Here is a 19,667-nt window from a genome sequence, read left to right as displayed (position 1 = left end):
ATATTAGGAAACACTATGACTTTTCAAGAATTAAATTTAAACACGCCACTTCATAACGCACTTGACGATTTAGGATTTGTAACCCCAACGCCTATTCAAAATCAAGCCTTTAATGTCGTAGCTTCGGGAAAAGACGTGGTTGGTATCGCGCAAACAGGAACAGGTAAAACTTTTGCCTACATGCTGCCTATACTTAAAAACCTGAAATTCTCAAAGCAAGACAATCCAAGAGTTTTAGTATTGGTTCCTACAAGAGAACTTGTGGTTCAAGTCGTTGATGAAATTGAAAAGCTTTCTAAATATATTAATAATCGTGTTTTAGGAGTTTATGGCGGCACTAATATTAATACACAAAAGCAGGCCGTTGCGCAGGGTATAGATATATTAGTTGCTACACCAGGGCGTTTGTATGATTTAGCCTTAAGTCGCGTTTTACAACTAAAATCTATTCAGAAATTAGTTATTGATGAAGTAGATGTGATGCTCGATTTAGGTTTTAGACATCAGTTAATTAATATTTTTGATATTCTTCCTGAACGCAGACAAAACATTATGTTTTCTGCGACCATGACTCAAGATGTAGATATACTGATTAATGATTTTTTTAAAAAACCAGAACAGGTATCTATTGCAGTTTCTGGAACACCTCTTGATAATATTAAGCAAACACGATATAACGTTCCTAATTTTTATACTAAAGTGAATCTTTTAAAGCATTTGCTTCGAGATACAGAACAGTATAATAAAGTTTTAATTTTTGTAGCTTTTAAACGGATGGCAGACCGCTTGTTTGAGAAGCTAGACACCTATTTTAAAGAAGAACTTTGTGTTATCCACTCTAATAAAACGCAAAATTACAGATTACGAAGCATTGAGCAATTTAGAGAAGGACATAACCGAATTTTAATTGCAACCGATGTTATGGCACGCGGTTTGGACATTGATAACGTGAGCCATGTTATTAATTTTGACACGCCGGAATATCCTGAAAATTACATGCACCGCATTGGTAGAACGGGACGTGCTGAACGCGAAGGCGAATCGATTGTGTTGTCTACTGAAAAAGAACAAGAATTTATCGAAAACATTGAAGGCTTAATGCAAATGGAGATTCCTGTTATAGAAATCCCAGATGTTGTAGATATTTCAACGGAGCTCATTGAAGAAGAGCGTCCGCAAATTAGAGAGCGTAACAACCCAACTAAACGAAAAGATGAAGACGCTCCTGGACCTGCTTTCCATGAGAAATCTGAAAAAAATTCTAAAGAGAATTTAGGTGGTTCTTATAAATTTAAAATCGCAGCTAAGTATAAAAAACCAAAAACTCGAGGCGATAAGAATTATAATAAACGGAATAAGAGGAAGTAATTTTATATTGAACATTGTCAACCATTTGAATTTCTTACTCTTCTTGTTCTTCCATTAACTCAATTTTGTATTTATCAATTGCTGATTTGTACATTAAATTCACACTATCTTGGAATCTAGTTTTATTACTTAAAAGTTCGGTGAATTTTCCATAAATATTCTTGTAAATTATGTTATGAGCTGGATTTTGAAGAAGTTCATCTTTGTATTCATCCATTGAGAATTCTTCTGTTGTCGCTTTTTCCAATAGTTTTAGCAAATCATCTTTATTAATTTGGTCCAATTCTGTCCATTCTTCAGATGTCCCTTTAAGTCTGTAATATCCTTTATTTTTGTCAATTTTTAAGTATATCATATGCTTGTTCTTTTCTTTCATTATATGCATCTAGACCTGCCTCTAAACAACTAAGTAGAGTTTCATGATTTTCGATTTTGTTTCCGTCTGGACTTACCAACTCTTTATCTGATGGATAACCTGTGTAAGTTCTATAAATAAATTCTCCTTCTTCAATACTTTTTTTGGTTATCGCTAAAAAATTTGGCTTTATCGAAGCACCAACAGTACTATTGTGCGTTACGACAACAACTGGCATCAAAGTAGAAATGTGCTTTATTATTGAGTTTATTTCCTTATTAAGAAAATTGTTATCAAAAGAGGATTCAGGTTCATCTATTAATAATAAATCATACTTCGTGGCGTCTTGAATTTCGTGAATTAGATTGAATTCAGAACGCTCTCCTCCTGAAACTATAAAACCATCTTTATTTAAGGTAAAGGATTCAATTTTTACGAAAAAATTAAACAGGTTTGCATCTTCTACACCTAATTCCTTGAGTTTTAATAAATATTGATAAGGTGATGTGTTATAATGACTAAAAGCAGTACTATAAGGTTTTTTATCTCTGCCGATTTTAACAAGGTCAGATGCACCTTCAATTTTGTTTGTAGAAGTTACAATTGAGAATTTACCTAATTCTTCTCTATGAATATTTCTACTTATTTTGAGTTCAGATACTACTGCATTAAATTTATTCACTCTAACTTCATCCAATGCTATTTTGTAAAAATCTAAATCCTCAATTACGGAACCAGTAGTTTTAATCCTTAATTCTCTTGTTATATCGCCTGTCAAGGAATTAATCCAATTTTTTTTATTGTTGTCAACATTCGAATCAAAAGCCTTTTGATTTAGTTCAATTGCTAAACTTTTCAATTGTTTAGTTTCCAAATGTTTTTGGATAATATCTTGATATTCATTGTTTTTGATTAATGTCTCAACTGCTTTTATAACTTTATCTAGATTACTTAAGTCATTAATTACAAAAGGATTTTTACTAAATATCACACATTTAGAATATAAGTCTTTTTTCTCGTTTTCGGATGCGAATTTTTTTAATGAATCAAGGTAATTATCAATTTCTATATGATTTTTTTCTAAATCTACTTGAACAGTTTTTTCAACTACTTTTCTAAATTCTCCTAAAAAGTTATGACGAACCAAACTAAGCCTTGCGTTATTCGTGTCATTGAATTGTTGTTCATCATTATGTAATAACGAAAACTGTTTTATATATTTTGCATTACCAGACGAAGCAGATATTTTATTTAGTGTTACAGATTTACCGGACGATCTTTCTCCTAATATAATTGTCAAGCCTGTTGATAGAACGAGTCCATCATCTGTTGCTTGGAAAAAATCATTCCCACTTTCTTTCGTTAATGATATTTTACTTCTGTCACATAGACAAGATTTAATTCCTGAAAGTGATATGTCATTTAGGTCAATATATGTTTGACGTGATGGAAAATTAGTTAACTGAACCTTAAAACGAACATCACTAAATATGACAGGAACTAAACCATCATCATCTTTTATCGCACGTTTGAACTTAGAAACACTTGCAACCTCTCCTGATGTTATATGAGGCTTTAGAGCATCAATTATTTCTTGCTTTATATTTGGTTTCTTATCGTTATGTGGTATTAGTATATATTTGGATAAATCTGGAAATATTTCATTGAATTCCTCGATTGATAAGGTGTCTTCACTTGTTCGAATTAGACTAGAAACTTTATTACACCTTTGTTCAAAATCAGATATTTCAAATTCATTTAGATCAGTAATCACAAGAATATGACCACCTTCTAAGTCAACTTCTATTCCTGGATAAACAGTGATAGTTAAACCATTCCGAATTTCGAAATACTGTTTTAAGTCAAATGTATTATGATTCGTTATTGCAATAGCATCAAGTTCTAACCTTTCCACATATTCCTTGACTTTCGGCAAGCTAAATTCAAAGTCGCTATCGCTTACAGTTGGTATTGTGTGTGTATGTAGGTCAATTTTTTTCATTAATGTTTCTCTTACTTATCCCGAATTTCAATGACGTATATCAGCCGATAAGCTAATCTATACTTTTCCTACTACAAAGTCAATTTTATATTACAAGACTTATAAACAGTTGTAAACAAAAAAAGCCCCTTTTCTTGTTTATGGAAAAGAGGCTTCGTTAAAACAAATTGTATAACTAAGCTTTCTGCAAGGTTTTTAAAATGATAATGCCTATTCTAGGTAAAATAAAAGTAACACATCCAAAAACCGTTGTTAAAAAAGCCACTTTAAGTCCGCTCGCCATCATCCCTTGGCTTACATCTCCTAGAGCTTCAATAGCATCAAAAGCCATAATCATTCCAATTATAGAACCTAAAAGCCCAAATACCAGCCCCAGGATACTTATGTCTGACGCTAAAGCAGTCATTTTTTTAGATTTACTTACATTCTTTTTTACATTAAAAAAAGCTAAAACAATACAAGCCAATGCCAGTATAAAGCATATTAAAATAAGAGACATAAAAAAAGGACCGCCTTCGTTAAAACGTTTACCTAATTCTGATAAAAAATTTCCATTTGTTAAAATTAATAGTGCAATCATAATCTGTAAATTTATTGTTTTTTAGTTAATATATGAGACTCGCCAGCTTGTGTAAAAGTTAAGGTCTTGTTTTCAAAATCAAACTTTAGGTGAATCCCAAAGTCGTCATGAACAAATTCATAAGGCGTAATGGCTTTGAAAGGAATCAACATATTAGGATTTGGACCTCCCATTAGCATATTAGCCTCGGCAACAAAGGTAAAATTGAATGGTTTTTTATCTTTCCCGTATACCCCGCCATAATCTCCTGCACAAGCCTTTACCTGTTCAACTGTCAGTTCTATTGCTTTCGTTTCTGTTATAAACTTCAATAGGTCCTTGTTTTTACTGGCATAAAAAGCATTAGTACCAATATCTGTAATGGAATACCCTAAAGCATTCGAAATCACTAAAACCGTAGTTTTATTTTCAGGCTTATGTAAAATCTCTGAAGCAAATCCATCCATACCACCTCCATGACCACATGAGTCACCCACAAATATTCCACTTCCATAATTAGCGAATTTAGCTGTAAGCATTTTTTCAAGGCTTTTTTCTGAAATTAACTTGCCCGTAAACAAGGCATCATAAAAAGCAACCAAATCATGAGGTGAAGCAACAATAGCTCCTGCCCCTCCTGGATTGCTCATATGGGTTTCTTCCAATTGCACAAATGCACCGTTTTTAAACTCATAGGAATCACATTCATTATTAGCAATATCTATTTTGCGCCCGTAATAGGTATTCTTTAGGTTTAATGTATTAACAATCCGTTTTTTAAGCGAGTTAGCATAGGTTCTTTTATCTATGTCCTCGATAATGTAACCTAAAAGGATGAAATTGGTATTGCTATATTCACTGTTTGAGCCAGGTTCAAAAATGCTGGTATTTTTCTGCATTCTTTTTAGCATCATTTCTCTGGTGGATTCTTTTCTAATCCAAATATTAAAATCTTTGTCCTTTGTAACTTCATACAATCCGCTACTGTGTTTCAACATATGGTTAATGCTAATATTTTCTGCATTGGGTATTTGCGGAAAATACTTTGAAAGTTTGTCGCTTAGCTTTAATTTGCCTTCTTCGACCAACTGATACACCATTGTTGCGGTATAGGTTTTAGTGATGGAGGCAATTCTAAATTTCGTCGCCTTGGTAATAGGGACCTTGTTACTTTCTGAAATATGAGCATAACCCACCTGCTTATCGTAAACAACCTTTCCATTTATGGAAACCACAACGGCTCCCATAAATTTATTTTGACCAGCTAAGGTTTCGATGTAGGTATCCAATTCATCAAATTTGGTATTTTGAGCATTGGAACAGAAGAAAATAAAAAGGTAAATAATTAGTGCTTGTTTCATGTTTGTTCGTTTTATAATTGATGACACCAAATTTATCCAGCTTACTTTTTGAAAAGTTTGAAAAGCGATAAACAACCATTTTAAGCACGGATATAACCATATGTTAAACTCCGCTTTAAATCGGTTATCTGTCTCTAAAATTATTGGTTACACCAAATTTCCCCTATTATTGTATTGATGTTTTCACGGCGTTTCATTTTAAGAAAAATTGGTCAAATTATTCTGCATACTATTTTCTGGTGTACAGTCCTCCTATTTTACACCTATTTTTTTGGTTTTGACAGTAACGATTTTAGCTATGTATTCTCTTTTTCTCTGTTTTTAATGCCTATTACCATTGCCACAACTTATGTTTCTATTTACAATCTCATCCCCCATTATCTCATTAAAAAACGTTATGGACGCTTTGCGCTGTATGGCTTTTTCACCCTTGTAATTTCTGCCTTTTTGATTATAGTCTCTGTTTTTTACGGGCTTATTTATCTATCAAATTTTCAATATGGTAATATGGCTCCTATAAGCAGGAGTTTAATTTTTGTGACAACAGCTGTATACATCATAGTCATTATTGTAAGTGCTTTTAAACTACTAAAACTAAATTTAAAGCACACCCAAGATGCTAAAAAACTAGAAACCAAAATTTTAGAAACCCAATTAAAACTAAAAGAGCAGGAATTGAATTATTTAAAAATGCAGATTCATCCGCATTTTTTATTCAACACCTTAAATACCATGTATGGGTTCGCCTTAAAGAAGGCCGATGAAACTCCTGAAATGATATTAAAACTTTCCAATCTTCTAGATTACTTATTATACCAAGTAGACAAACCATTTGTTGCTTTGCAAGATGAAATTAATCACATTAATGATTACATTGAATTAGAAAAAATGCGATTTCATGATACGCTGAATATTGATTTTTCTGCAGAAAACATATTGGAAGATACGCAAATTGCCCCTATGTTGTTATTGCCGTTCATTGAAAATAGTTTTAAGCATGGCACACTTAAAAATGGTATTTTAGAGATTAACATCAAGCTTTATTGTGAAGAAAAAAATGTGTTTTTTCAAATTAAAAACACCCATTTAAAACATGATGAAACAAACAAAGGTATTGGCTTAGTTAATATAAAAAAACGATTAGATTTATTATACAAAAATCATTACAAGCTAGATATTAATAATACGGACAATTTATTTAAAATAAACTTAAAACTGGAAACCATTTAATAATGAATCAACACCATAATATACAATGCATGATTGTTGATGACGAATCCATAGCTAGAGAAGTTATTGCTACCCACCTTTCTAAAATACCTAGTATTAATATGGTTGCTAGCTGCGGTAGTGCGATTGAAGCTTTTAATAATTTGCGTGAACATGATATCGATTTAATTTTTCTAGATATTAATATGCCCGAAATATCTGGTATTTCTTTTGCTAAATCTATTAATAAAGATGTGAAAATAATTTTTACTACTGCATACCGAGATTTTGCCGTTGAGGGTTTTGAATTGCAAGCAGTTGATTATTTACTAAAACCTATTTCTTTTGACAGATTGCTGCAATCTATAAACAACTATTTCACTCTTAACATAGATAACAAGCAGGATAAAACAAAAGAATTTAAGGAGAATGATTTCATGTTTGTTAGAGCAGATAGACGCATGATTAAAATTGATTTTGAATCGATTATTTATATCGAAAGCTATAGTGACTACATTAAAATTCATTTAACCAACGAAACTATAGTTACTCGTGAGACCATAAGTGCTGTTGAAGCCAAACTACCTAAAAGCAGATTTCTCAGAATTCATAGGTCTTTTATCATATCATTAAATAATATTTCCTCTTTTACCAACGAAGAAATAACGATTAATAACACCTCACTAACTATTAGCAGAAGTTACAAAAAAGAGGTTTTAAAAGTTCTAGAACGTTATTAAAACCCTTTTCACGAATTCGAAAAGGGTTTAAATTTCTAATCCATTTCCATAATCAGGTTTGCAATAAGCGCTGTCCACCCTGTTTGATGAGATGCTCCTAGCCCTCTACCATTATCGCCATCAAAAAACTCATAAAAGAAGTGCTGATTTTTGAAATGTTCATCTTTTGTGAAAAGTTGGTTTGAATCTTCAGCATGATACTGAAACTTACCATCATCATTACTTTCAAAAAGCTTAACCAACCGCTTACTAAGTTCGTTAGCGATTTCTTTTAAGTTTAATTTATTGCCAGAGCCTGTTGGAAACTCATAAACATACGTTGGTCCGTAAAATTTATAGTATTTTCTTAAAGACTGAATAATCATGTAATTTAAGGGCATCCAGATAGGCCCACGCCAGTTAGAATTTCCTCCAAACATACTCGATCTGCTTTCTCCAGGCTCATATTGAATTTGATGATGCCCATGATGCTGAAATACAAACGGATGCTTTTCATGATACTTTGAAAGCGACCTGATACCATAATCAGATAAAAACTCATCTTCATCTAATAAACGTTTTAATAAGTGTTCTAATCTAAAACCACGCATAATAGAAAATAGGTGATTCCCATCTTCATTAGTTTCCTCAATATTAGAAATTAAAGAAGCTAAATCTGGTCTAGTTCTCACAATATTTGCCGCCCTTACCTTAAACTCTTTCAATTGCTCATACATGTCCTGATTAATAATCTCGACCGCAAACAGTGGAATGATCCCAACCAAAGAACGTACTCGCAATCTATCTGTTGCTCCTGTCGACATTTCAACCACATCATAATAGAATTTATCTTCGTCATCCCAAAGCGAAATATCCTTTTTCCCAATATGGTGCATCGCCCATGCAATGTTTAAAAAATGCCTAAAAAACTTAGCGGCAGACTCCTCATAAATCTTGTTAGTCTTAGCCAGCTCTAACGACATTCTTAGCATGTTAAGTGTAAACATAGCCATCCAACTGGTAGCATCTGCCTGCTGCATCCTGGTAATACCTTGTGGCATATGATTTCTATCAAACACTCCAATATTGTCTAAACCTAAAAAGCCTCCTTCAAATAAATCGGTTCCATTTTTATCTTTCTGGTTTACCCACCAAGTAAAATTTAATAGTAGTTTTTGAAATGCTTTTTCTAAAAATTTAATATCCCCTTTCCCATTTTGTTCGCTCTCTTTTTCATAGACCGACCATACTGCCCAAGAATGCACAGGTGGGTTAACATCACTAAAATTCCATTCATAAGCAGGAATTTGGCCGTTGGGATGCATATAATTTTCTCGAAGCACAAGTAATAACTGCTCTTTGGCAAAATGCGGATCAATCTCGGCAAAAGATGCCATATGAAATGCCAAATCCCATGCAGCATACCAAGGATACTCCCATTTATCTGGCATTGAAATAACATCTCTATTTGTTAAATGTTGCCAACTATAATTTCTTGCATTTTGTCTATCTGGTTTTGACTCACCGGGGCCTCCAAACAACCATTTAAACACATCATTATAATAAAACTGCTTAGTCCATAGCAAACCGGAAAAAGCACGCTTTGCAATGGTTTGCTGAGCTTCAGGTAATTTATCATTTAAGATATGCCCATAAAATTCCTCACACTCTTCAATTCTTTGATTAAAAATGGTATCAAAATCTGCCCACGGATCGGCAATTTTTCTTTTTTTCAAGCGTACTTTTACACTTTTCTCTTCTCCTGGCTGTAATGACAATTTATGCCATATAGCAAGCTTAGACCCAGTCTTTTTTGGGTTTACGGTTGGCTTTCCATGAATAACATGATCGTTTATACCATCTTTAACATATTCTACTTCATTTGGCACATTGTAAATACGCTTATTATTGGTTTCATTTTCACAAAAAAGTTGTTCTCCGCCCTCATGATGAAGATAATAACGTCCATTTCTAATACTTCTCGATTGAATACAATTATCTTGAATTGATTTCATACTTGGGCGCTCAAACCGCACATTATGCTTCCAGAAATTTCGAAACCATAAATGCGGAAGTACATGAATTTCGGCCTCTTGGGCACTTCTATTAACCACAGTTACCTTCATCAAAATATCATCAACCCCTGCTTTTGCATATTCAATAAAGCAGTCAAAATAATTGCCGTTATTGAAACATCCGGTGTCTAATATTTCGAATTCGTTTTCCTCCCTACTGCGTTGATTTTTTCTTACTAATTCGCTATAAGGAAATTTTCCAATTGGGTATTTGTATAAATATTTAGAATAAGAATGTGTTGGTGAGGATACTTGATGAAAATACAATTCCTTAACATCTTCACCGTGATTACCTTGGTTATTGGTTAAACCGAAAAGACGTTCTTTCAAAATATCGTCTTTTCCATTCCAAAATGCGGGTGCTAAACATAATATTTCTCTCGAATCGGTAAAACCGCCTATACCTTCTTCTCCCCATCTGTAAGCATTACTCCTTGCTTTATCATGATCTATAAACTCCCAAGCTTCTCCATACCGGCTATAATCTTCTCTTACCGTTCCCCATTGTCTTTCTGCTAAATAAGGCCCCCATTTTTTCCAGTTCTTGTACGGATTAGATACTGCTAACCGTTCTGCTTCATTTCCTTTGTTTGTCATGTAATACTATTTAATTATAAAAATAACCTCCTACTGCGTTGCGTTTATCAACACCTATTAACCCATTCAAAATGTATAAATTAGAAATCGTAAATATTTAAAGAAGTTTGGCTAAATATAAAAGAAAAACTACCGTGAAGCAAGAGAAATTAGTCGATCCTTTTACGATTTATACTTATTGAATTGAAATTAATGTAGATCCAATAATCTATTCCAAAAAAAATATAAAGTAAAGCATCATTTTATTTAGCTCGACATAAAAAAAATCCCTTAACAAATACTTGAAAAGGGATTGTGCTATGTAGAGAGTGTTCAGAATACAGAAAAAAGTAACCAACCAAATTTAACCCTAACTTAAAGTTAATCCCGTATACTTACTTGACTCTCTACAATATCTTTAATAGGTACTACTAATTTACCTTGTTTAGTTTTTAACGTAACAGTGATATGATTTATTGACTCTACTTCGCCATTTATATCACCAAACTCAATTTTTTGGCCAATTTCATAAGTTTTTCTTGCATAAAACGTTTTTAATAATTCACCTACTACCTTCTGAGCACCTAAACCAAAAGCTAATGCAAAGGCTAACAAAAAGGCTCCAAGAATTAATGTAATATTACTGGTAATAATGGCCGTATCTACACCCGCTTGATTTAATGTCGTAACTGAAATAAAAACCAGCAAAAGCATAAAAACAATTTGACTTATTAATTTTGCTCCTGATAAATCCATAGATTCAAAAAATGATTTTATGGTTTTCTTGACAAAGTTTGCCAATAACAACCCCACCGTGAAGATGATTAGTGCAGAAAATAACCTTGGTAAATACCCTAAAAAGTTTTTAATTTCTTCCGAAACCAGGGTTAAGTTTAGAATATCCGTTACTATAATAAGTATCATGATATACATGATCCACTTAACAAACTTTGTAGTAATTTTAATAACATTAAAGTTAAGCTTCTTGGTTTCAAATAGCTCAATATCGTTAATCTTGTCGTCTAGCTTATCTGCTTTAGCTAATTTTAATGCCTTTCTAACTATACCAACAACAAGTTTTGTTAGTAACCATCCAATAGTTAGTACCGCAAGAGCGCCTAATAAATTAGGAACCACAGCCGCCACTTCTTGAGTCATAGCTGATAACGAGTTTATAATACCTTCATTCCACGCTGATATCTTATCCATGTTTCTTTATTTATTTCGTTAACGTTATTTATTTCGCTTTCTAATAGTGTGTTCTACAATTTTTGCCATATCAACTGAAAATAGTGTAGCCAAATCCATGAGCAATTTAGCTGTAGCTATATCACTCATAACCTTAGACTTAAGCTCATGAGGCACTTCCTTAAGCGGCTGATTTATTTGTTTAAACGGATTATCCATTACGTCATATTAGCATTATATACAGTTCTCAACTTATCCTTAGCGCGTTTAATTCTCATTTTCACAGCACTTTCACCAATGCCTAAAACACTTTCAATTTCTTTTATTGATAAAAAATCTTGATATTTTAGCAACAATATCATTTTCTCTTCTGGAGAAATCAGCTCTAAAGCTACCTTCAATTTATCTACCTTCATACTCAAAAAACTATCGTCATCTTCGTCTTCTGCTGAAAGGTTTTCTACGTCTTTATAATCTACTGATTGTTTTTCAAATTTCTTAGCCGTATTTCTAGTGACATAATTTACACAGTGATTATAAGTGAATGCATATAACCATGTTGAAAATTTAGACTTCCCCTTAAAACTAGCCAATTTAACAAAGAGTTTCAAAAAAACATCTTGAGTTAAATCTTTGGCTTCATCTTCATCCTTCGCAAAACCATAACATTTGTTATATACTAATCCAGAATATCTATCATACAAAATTTCAAAAAGCAATGTATTATTTGTTGTTACAATTGCCTTTACCAAATCTTCATCTGGCAACTTATTAATATCTTCTAGGGTTTTCAAATGCAGCTAATAGCCAATTTAGTGGTTCTAATAGTTAAGACACCTTTTTAATGACAAAGTCACATGTCTTCGAAAAAAATAAAAATACTCTTATTCACCATGAACAGTGACAGAAACCTATACGCACTACATACGCAATTGAAATTTTCTTTAAAAAATAAGCCTTCTTACAGTTAATTAAAAAACAGACTAATTAGCAACGACCTCAATTATTTAAAACAAAAAGCGCTATGAAGTTTAAAATATCACTTAAATTTACTAAATTTAAAAATAACAACACTTTCACAATCAAATATTTACACCATGAAAAACGTAATTACAATTTTGATTGCCATAAGTCTATGTTTTTCTTGTAAAAAACAAAAAGAACAACCTACAGAACTTATCGTTACTAAAACTTCGAGCTCTAAATATACCTGCGTGCCTCCTGTAACGGATGCCGCTTGGTATAAAGAAGACAATGTAGCACCTCTTTTAGATGGTTATGATGTTATAGATTACCCCATAACAACCAATAATCCCTTAGTGCAACAATATTTTAACCAAGGCATGGCTTTAGCTTATGCTTTTAATCATGCTGAAGCCGCCAGATCATTTCATTACGCGACAAAACTAGATCCCAATTGTGCAATGGCATTTTGGGGCTTTGCATATGTTTTAGGTCCCAACTACAATGCTGGAATGGAGCCCGATAATTATGAACGTGCCTTTGAAGCCATTAAAAAAGCTAAATCGCTTGCCAGCGATGCAACTGAAAAAGAACAGGCTTTTATTGAGGTTATGTCGATGCGCTATGCTCCAGAACCTCCAGAAGATAGAAGTCAATTAGATATAGATTATTCAAAAGCCTTAAAAAAACTCTATAATACATACCCGGAAGATTCTGAAATTAGTGTGCTTTACGTAGAATCAATGATGAATTTACATCCGTGGGATTTATATGATAAAGCCGGAGCCCCAAAGCCTTGGACACCTGAAATTGTAAACCTTTTGGAATCGTTGATACGGAAAAACCCTGAACATCCTGGAGCACACCATTTTTATATTCATGCCGTTGAAGCCTCTAGCACACCTGAGCGATCTGATGGTTCTGCAAAGGTCTTCGATGACGGTTTAGTACCTGGTTCTGGTCATCTATTACATATGCCATCTCATACCTACATTCGAACCGGAGAATACCACAAAGGAACCTTATCAAATATTGCGGCAGTTAAGGCAGACAGCACTTATGTTAGTAATTGTCATGCACAAGGGGCGTATCCATTAGGCTATTACCCTCATAATTATCATTTCATGGCAGCAACTGCAACCTTAGAAGGTAATAGCCATTGGGCTATGATTGGTGCCAATAAAGTGTCGGAGCATGTATATCCCGAGATCATGAAAGAACCTGGTTGGGGTACATTACAACACTATTATACTATTCCGTATTATGTTGCTGTTAAATTTGAAATGTGGGATGATATCCTAAAAATGAAACTAGACACTTACGATTTAAAATATATTGAAGCTATTCGCCATTATGCCGAAGGTATGGCCTATTTAGGTAAAAATAATATGGATAAAGCTAAAGTCGAATTGGCGGAGCTTAATGTATTGGCAAAAGATGAAAGTATAAGTGAGATCACTATCTGGGAGATCAATTCTGTATTTACTCTAGTACAAATTTCCAAAAATGTTTTAGAAGCTGAAATACTAGCAAAAGAAGGGCATTTAGAAAAAAGTATAACCTTATTAAAAGAAACTGTAGAGACGGAAGACGCCTTAAATTATAACGAACCTCCAGACTGGTTTTTTTCTATTCGACATCATTTGGGAGCTATCCAATTAAAAGGGGGACTATACGAAGATGCCATAAAAACCTATCAGGCAGATTTAATAAAATTCCCTAAAAATGGTTGGGCATATCATGGATTAAAAGAAGCCTATAGCGCTACGAAACAAATAGAAAATTTGGCACAGGTAAACGGACTTTTGTCTGAAAGTTGGGCTCATGCCGACTATATTATTAAATACTAAGACAAACTTAATTAACCACCCCTAAGCTTCAACAAGATTCAAACTTTAATTCAGAAGGTTTTTCTCTGAATTGAATCCCAGATAGACGATGAAAATAAAAAAATTACAATAACAAGAAAACAACTTTAAGTTTATGATCAGGCTAATCTTTTAAAGCTTCGCTCTTCATTAAATAGGAAGCAAAATCATAGACATTTAGCTATCTTTACTTTGTGAAACTTAATCCCCTACACAAATACTATTTTAAGCAGATTTTCTCATTTGGAATCATTTGGGTGTTCTTTGGTTTAGTTTATATAATGATAGAGTATGGCATTATGGGAGAAACCTCGTTTTACCCATCTACTGGAAATAAATATAGCCTGCGCAGCTCCTTAATCGCAATTAGCCTTGGAGGTTTTTTTATGGGAACCATACAAGGTGTTATAGAAATTTTTTGGTTCAAAAAAATATTTAACCAAACCTCTTTTTGGGCTAAACTTATTCTTAAAAGCTTATTCTATCTTTTTTTTATTTTTATTTTTCTAATTAGCATAACATTCGTTAATAACTCCTACTTATATAACGCTCCATTGTTTGCTCCTGTTGTAATTAATAGCATGCATGCATTCATAACAGAATTCTCCTTTTGGAGTATTATTATATATATTGGTATTATTTTAGATATTGCCTTATTCTATTCCGAAATCAAAGATTATATTGGCGAAAATGTATTATCTAATTATCTTGGAAAGTACCATAAACCAAAACAAGAAACACGGATTTTCATGTTTTTAGACATGAAATCTTCAACTAGTATTGCAGAATCCTTAGGACACCAAAAATATTTTGAGTTATTACAAGCCTATTATGCCGATATGACTAGCGCTATTTTAGAAACCTCCGGAGAAGTCTATCAATATGTGGGTGATGAAATTGTGGTGACTTGGACAGAAGTACAAGGGTTGTATAAAAACAATTGTTTGCGCTGTTTTAGTAAAATAACCCAAACCATAAACTCCAAAAAAGATGACTATATAACCAGTTTTGGTTTAATTCCAGAGTTTAAAGCAGGCTACCATACCGGGGTGGTTACTGTTGGCAATATTGGAATTATACGAAAGGAGCTTATCTATACAGGTGATATTTTAAATACTGCTGCTCGGATTCAGGAAGAATGTAATAGCCTTAATTCTAAAATTCTTATTTCTGAAGAACTGGCTGAAAAATTAGAAAAACATGATAAACTTTCTCTTGTTAAAGTTAAAAACTTATTGCTTCGAGGAAAAAAACAAGCTATTCAATTATATCAGGTCAATCTTAATTAAGGCAATAGTAGATTAAATCCTCAGGAGTATCTCATTAATAATATAAATTACAAACCCAAAAACCATTTTAAACTTTATCATCTAGTTTAATTCGAATTCATATATTTGAATTACAATCACATTCTATGCTATTAAATATAACAATTGGGGGTTTCATTATAGGAATTACTATTTTAATTCATGGCTATGGTACCTTTTTCTGGGTAAAATTCCTTGCTAAAAAGTATCAAAACAAACAAAACCTTTTATTAAACACAAAAAACGTTTGGCTGCTAATATATACTGCCATTTTTTTATTAACCTTAAACTTTATTGAAGCAATTATCTGGGGGTTCACATATTATATTTTACCAGGTGTGACTGAATTTGAAAGTATCGAAAAGGCTATTTACTTTTCGTTAGTCACGTTTACAACCCTTGGCTATGGCGAAATAACCATTAGTTCTGCAAATAGAATGTTAGCTGGATTTGAAGCCATGGATGGCGTTTTACTATTAGGCTGGACCACTGCCATTATGTTTTCTGTCCTTCAATTAACTATTAAAGACATGCTTAAAAGGTAATTTATAATATGGCTGAAGAAAAAGACCCTATAACAGTAGATAAAGAATTCACGGAAGCAGAAGTTCAAACCAAAAAAGAGAAAAAGAGCCCTATAAAACTAATAACAAGAATTGTATTAATTGTTTCCCTCTTATTCTTTGTGTGGTATATTTTATCTGAAAGACATACACCATATACAGACCAAGCAAGGATAAAAGGTTTAGTAACCCCTGTAACCTCTCGGGTTTCAGGAAACATTATTGATATTCGCATTAAACTTCATAGCCAAGTAAAAGCTGGGGACACTCTGTTTTTAATTGACCCATCCCCTTTTGAAATAGCTGTTTTAAAAGCAGAAGCTAACATAGACAACGCCATACAATCTGTTGCGGCAAGTTCATCATCTGTAAAATCTGCAGCAGGAAAATTAGGTGTAGCCAAAGCTCAACTAGAACGTGCACAACGAAATTGGAACCGTGTAGAAAAAGTGATGCGAGATAATGCTGGAGCCTTATCTGAATCTGATAAGGACCAGTCGGAAACAGCCTTACTGCAAGCCACGGAACAAGTAGCCTCCTCTCAGGCTAATTTAGATAGAGCAAAACAATCTTTAGGAGACTCAGGACCCGATAATCCAAAAATAAGAGCAGCCATTCAAGATCTGGAAAAGGCACAGTTAGATTTAGCTTTTACAGCCATAGTCGCACCAACAGATGGGGTCATTGAAAGTTTTGATATTGATTTAGGGTATTTTGCGTCTGCCGGACATCCATTAACGACTTTAATATCTCACTCCGATGTTTGGATACAAGCCGATATGAAAGAAAACAACCTGTCGCTTTTAAAAGTTGGAGATCCAGTAAAATACACCTTCGATATTGCACCAGGTGAAGTTTATGAGGGCACCGTACGAAGCTTAGGTTATGGCGTTACTTCAGACCAAACAAATAAGGGCGGACTGCCAAATATAAACAGCAAAAACTCATGGCTTAGAGATCCGCAGCGTTTTCCTGTTATAATTAGTTTTGATAACGAAACCATTAACAAACTTCCTATTCGTTTAGGAGGACAAGTTGATGTTGTGGCATATACAGGCAACAATTGGATTCTAAACGCTATTGGTTCTTTCAGAATTAAATTTAATTCATGGCTATCTTATGCTAGGTAAATTAGCTTACTTATCGATTTCTAAATATAACTGGTTAGATTCAAAACCCTTAATGCGATATGTACTTGGAATAACCTTTATTTTATTTATAAGCTCGATACTAGACTACCCGCTGTCATATTTAACTACAGTCTTAGCTATAGGCTATATAGCACCTGGCGCAAAACCTATTACAATAAAACAAGGTGCTACTTTTATTCTAATACTTATAATCATTAATTTAATCACATATGTATTTAGCTCCTTTTTTAAGGACTACCCCTTGGTTTTTATGCCGTTAATATGCTTAGGGATTTTATGGTTGTATTACACAAATAAAATACCAACCATGGTTAAATTATTTGCCTTAGTTAGCCTTTTAGTGATTCCATTGTTATCATTAGAACCACAGGGGGTTAGTGGCTTTGTAGCTATTAATTTAATAATGAATGCGTTTATGGCCGTTTTACTTACCAAATTGGTGTTTTGGGTGTTTCCTTGGTCTGAAGCAGATGAGGTATTTGTTAAATTAAAAAGCAATGCTGAATCCAACGAGATGAATCGCTTTTTATATGCGAGAAATATTTTATTAATTCTACTGCCAGTTTTGTTTTTATTCTTCATTTTTAAATTATCTGGAGGCTTATTAATATTAATATTTATTGGGATTTTATCGATGAATCCAGCCCTTGCAAATGCAAAAGTTGGAGCTGTTTTAATAGTTGCAAACATATTGGGAGGCATCATGGCCATTGTCGCCTACAAATTATTGGTTGTAGTTCCTTTATTAGTATTTATGCTATTACTCACTTTATGCGTCGGCTTTATTTTTGGAAGTAAGCTATTCTCAAAGAGCAAACTAGCACCTATTTTTGGCACGGGCTTTTCTACATTTCTATTAATCTTAGGATCTGTTACCTCGTCAGATTCTGAAGCTGGTTCGGAAGTTTGGACAAGAGTTGTTCAAATTTCAATAGCCGTATTGTATGTGGTGATAGCTTTTAGAATTATCGCCCATTTTAAATCAAACAGAAAATTGAAATTACAATGAGACTAGGCAAATTTACTATTATAGCGATTATTGTTGTTTCAATTTTAGTTTTTACATCCTGTAAAGTTGGCAAAGACTATGTTAGGGAGGAACAAGACTTACCTACTCATTTTAGACAAGACACTTCAAGTGATGAATCTATTGCTAACATCCCATGGTGGGAATTATTTAAAGACCCCGTTTTAGTAGATTTAATCAATAAGGCTATAACGAATAACAAAAGTATAAATGAAGGGCTTGCACGTTTAAAAGAATCTTATTTATATTTTGAATTGTCCAAATCCGATTTATACCCAAGTGTAAATTATTTCGCGGGTGCCTCTTCAGTAACAAATTCGAATTCATCAGATTTCAAAAATTCTATTAATGCTGGAGTTAATGCCTCATATACTGTGGATCTTTGGGGCAGGATTAGAAGTCAAAATGATGTGGCTTTACAACAATATTTAGCCACCGAAGAAGGTTTTAAATCTTTAAAAATAAGTATCATAACCTCTGTAGCTATCGCCTACATATCTCTTCGAGATTTAGATAACAGACTTCTCATATCTCAAAAAACAGCTAAAAACTTTAATGAAAACTACAACATCATGCAAGCGCGTTATGATGGTGGTTTTGTGAACGAAGTAGATTTATCGCAATCTAAAATTCAACTCATAGAAGCCCAGGCCACAATCACTGCTCTAAACAGATCGAGAGTTCAACTTGAAAATGGCATTAGTGTTTTATTAGGCACAACACCTCAAGATATTGAAAGAGGTCTCCCTTTAGCGGAACAAATTTATTTACCTGAAGTCCCTACTGGAGTACCTTCAGAATTAATAAGCAGAAGACCTGACGTGCTGCAAGCCGAACGCCAACTGGAAGCTCAAACCATAAAAATAGGAGTCGCTGAAGCCTTAAAATATCCATCATTGACCATTAGTTTGAATATGGGAAGCCAATTATTAAATCCCACATCTCTTTTTGCTGATTTGGGTGCTCAATTATTAGGACCTATTTTTAATGGTGGAAGAATTGAAACAGGCATAGAAATAGAAAAAACTAAAACCGAAGCCTTATTATACAATTATCAGCTAACTTATCTTTCAGCCATCAAAGAAGTAGAAGATGCTATGATTGCTCAAAATACATTTAATAAAGAGTATCTTTTGCGTAATGAGCAAATGGAATTAGCTACAAAAGCTGCTCAATTATCATGGGTAAGATACGATGGTGGTTTAACAAGCTATTTGGAGGTTCTAACGTTACAAGAGTCTCAGTTTAATTCTGAATTAAGAGCTTCTGCTGCCCTCCAACAGGAAATACTTTCAATCATACAATTGTACCAAGCTCTTGGTGGCGGCTGGGAAATGGAACAACAATAAAATATCAAAAACAAAAAAGCAGCCTAG

At 33.3% G+C, this 19,667-nt stretch carries 17 protein-coding genes; 9 read left to right on the top strand and 8 right to left on the bottom strand.

The features are described from left to right. Positions 1-15 precede the first annotated feature (15 nt). The gene (locus Q0857_RS07950; protein ID WP_298533603.1) at positions 16-1,368 is read left to right on the top strand and encodes a DEAD/DEAH box helicase; all 1,353 of its coding nucleotides are present in this window, start codon (positions 16-18) and stop codon (positions 1,366-1,368) included. 34 nt (positions 1,369-1,402) lie between these two features. Here Q0857_RS07950 and Q0857_RS07945 read toward each other — a convergent pair whose 3' ends face one another. From Q0857_RS07945 to Q0857_RS07930, 4 genes are all read right to left on the bottom strand, one after another. Next, positions 1,403-1,723, bottom strand: coding sequence for a hypothetical protein (locus tag Q0857_RS07945; RefSeq protein ID WP_298533602.1), 321 nt, complete (start codon positions 1,721-1,723; stop codon positions 1,403-1,405). Continuing rightward, a complete protein-coding gene (locus Q0857_RS07940; RefSeq protein ID WP_298533600.1) occupies positions 1,704-3,725 on the bottom strand; it encodes a PHP domain-containing protein in 2,022 nt (673 codons plus the stop codon). Before Q0857_RS07940 ends, Q0857_RS07945 begins: the two co-directional genes overlap by 20 nt. A gap of 175 nt (positions 3,726-3,900) precedes the next feature. Next, positions 3,901-4,305 (bottom strand): MotA/TolQ/ExbB proton channel family protein, encoded by a 405-nt coding sequence (locus Q0857_RS07935; protein WP_298533598.1) that lies wholly within the window; start codon positions 4,303-4,305, stop codon positions 3,901-3,903. An 11-nt stretch (positions 4,306-4,316) separates the two neighbouring features. Next, a complete protein-coding gene (locus Q0857_RS07930) occupies positions 4,317-5,645 on the bottom strand; it encodes a serine hydrolase (protein WP_298533597.1) in 1,329 nt (442 codons plus the stop codon). A 177-nt stretch (positions 5,646-5,822) separates the two neighbouring features. Between Q0857_RS07930 and Q0857_RS07925 the strand changes: the two genes are divergently transcribed. Further along, entirely contained in the window at positions 5,823-6,875 is a 1,053-nt protein-coding gene (locus Q0857_RS07925; RefSeq protein WP_298533595.1) for a sensor histidine kinase, read from the top strand. A gap of 2 nt (positions 6,876-6,877) precedes the next feature. Further along, positions 6,878-7,594: a LytTR family DNA-binding domain-containing protein gene (locus Q0857_RS07920; RefSeq protein WP_298533594.1), complete on the top strand. Its 717-nt coding sequence runs from the start codon at positions 6,878-6,880 to the stop codon at positions 7,592-7,594. A 35-nt stretch (positions 7,595-7,629) separates the two neighbouring features. Here Q0857_RS07920 and Q0857_RS07915 read toward each other — a convergent pair whose 3' ends face one another. The 4 genes from Q0857_RS07915 to Q0857_RS07900 form a co-directional block, all read right to left on the bottom strand. Continuing rightward, positions 7,630-10,245 carry a glucosidase gene (locus tag Q0857_RS07915; protein WP_298533593.1) on the bottom strand — a complete coding sequence of 872 codons (2,616 nt, stop codon included), beginning with the start codon at positions 10,243-10,245 and terminating at the stop codon, positions 7,630-7,632. A gap of 360 nt (positions 10,246-10,605) precedes the next feature. Continuing rightward, complete coding sequence (locus Q0857_RS07910) at positions 10,606-11,433, bottom strand: mechanosensitive ion channel domain-containing protein (RefSeq protein WP_298533591.1); 828 nt, start codon at positions 11,431-11,433, stop codon at positions 10,606-10,608. Between the two features lie 24 nt (positions 11,434-11,457). Continuing rightward, positions 11,458-11,631 carry a hypothetical protein gene (locus Q0857_RS07905; protein WP_298533590.1) on the bottom strand — a complete coding sequence of 58 codons (174 nt, stop codon included), beginning with the start codon at positions 11,629-11,631 and terminating at the stop codon, positions 11,458-11,460. After that, positions 11,631-12,206, bottom strand: a complete 576-nt coding sequence (locus tag Q0857_RS07900) for an RNA polymerase sigma factor (protein ID WP_298533589.1) — start codon at positions 12,204-12,206, stop codon at positions 11,631-11,633. Before Q0857_RS07900 ends, Q0857_RS07905 begins: the two co-directional genes overlap by 1 nt. Before the next feature lie 303 nt (positions 12,207-12,509). Between Q0857_RS07900 and Q0857_RS07895 the strand changes: the two genes are divergently transcribed. The 6 genes from Q0857_RS07895 (at position 12,510) to Q0857_RS07870 (ending at position 19,640) form a co-directional block, all read left to right on the top strand. Beyond that, positions 12,510-14,225, top strand: coding sequence for a hypothetical protein (locus Q0857_RS07895; protein ID WP_298533588.1), 1,716 nt, complete (start codon positions 12,510-12,512; stop codon positions 14,223-14,225). 212 nt (positions 14,226-14,437) lie between these two features. Then, positions 14,438-15,532, top strand: a complete 1,095-nt coding sequence (locus Q0857_RS07890; protein WP_298533587.1) for an adenylate/guanylate cyclase domain-containing protein — start codon at positions 14,438-14,440, stop codon at positions 15,530-15,532. A 125-nt stretch (positions 15,533-15,657) separates the two neighbouring features. Further along, positions 15,658-16,095, top strand: a complete 438-nt coding sequence (locus tag Q0857_RS07885; protein WP_298533585.1) for a potassium channel family protein — start codon at positions 15,658-15,660, stop codon at positions 16,093-16,095. A gap of 8 nt (positions 16,096-16,103) precedes the next feature. Then, complete coding sequence (locus Q0857_RS07880; RefSeq protein WP_298533584.1) at positions 16,104-17,243, top strand: HlyD family secretion protein; 1,140 nt, start codon at positions 16,104-16,106, stop codon at positions 17,241-17,243. A gap of 52 nt (positions 17,244-17,295) precedes the next feature. Then, positions 17,296-18,273: a hypothetical protein gene (locus Q0857_RS07875; protein ID WP_298533583.1), complete on the top strand. Its 978-nt coding sequence runs from the start codon at positions 17,296-17,298 to the stop codon at positions 18,271-18,273. Continuing rightward, complete coding sequence (locus Q0857_RS07870) at positions 18,270-19,640, top strand: efflux transporter outer membrane subunit (RefSeq protein WP_298533582.1); 1,371 nt, start codon at positions 18,270-18,272, stop codon at positions 19,638-19,640. Before Q0857_RS07875 ends, Q0857_RS07870 begins: the two co-directional genes overlap by 4 nt. The last annotated feature ends 27 nt before the right edge of the window (positions 19,641-19,667 follow it).

It is taken from the genome of uncultured Algibacter sp., assembly GCF_947495925.1.
Taxonomy (GTDB): domain Bacteria; phylum Bacteroidota; class Bacteroidia; order Flavobacteriales; family Flavobacteriaceae; genus Algibacter_E.
The sequence above is the reverse complement of the archived record's forward strand: the minus strand, read 5'-3'. Positions and strand labels throughout refer to the sequence as shown.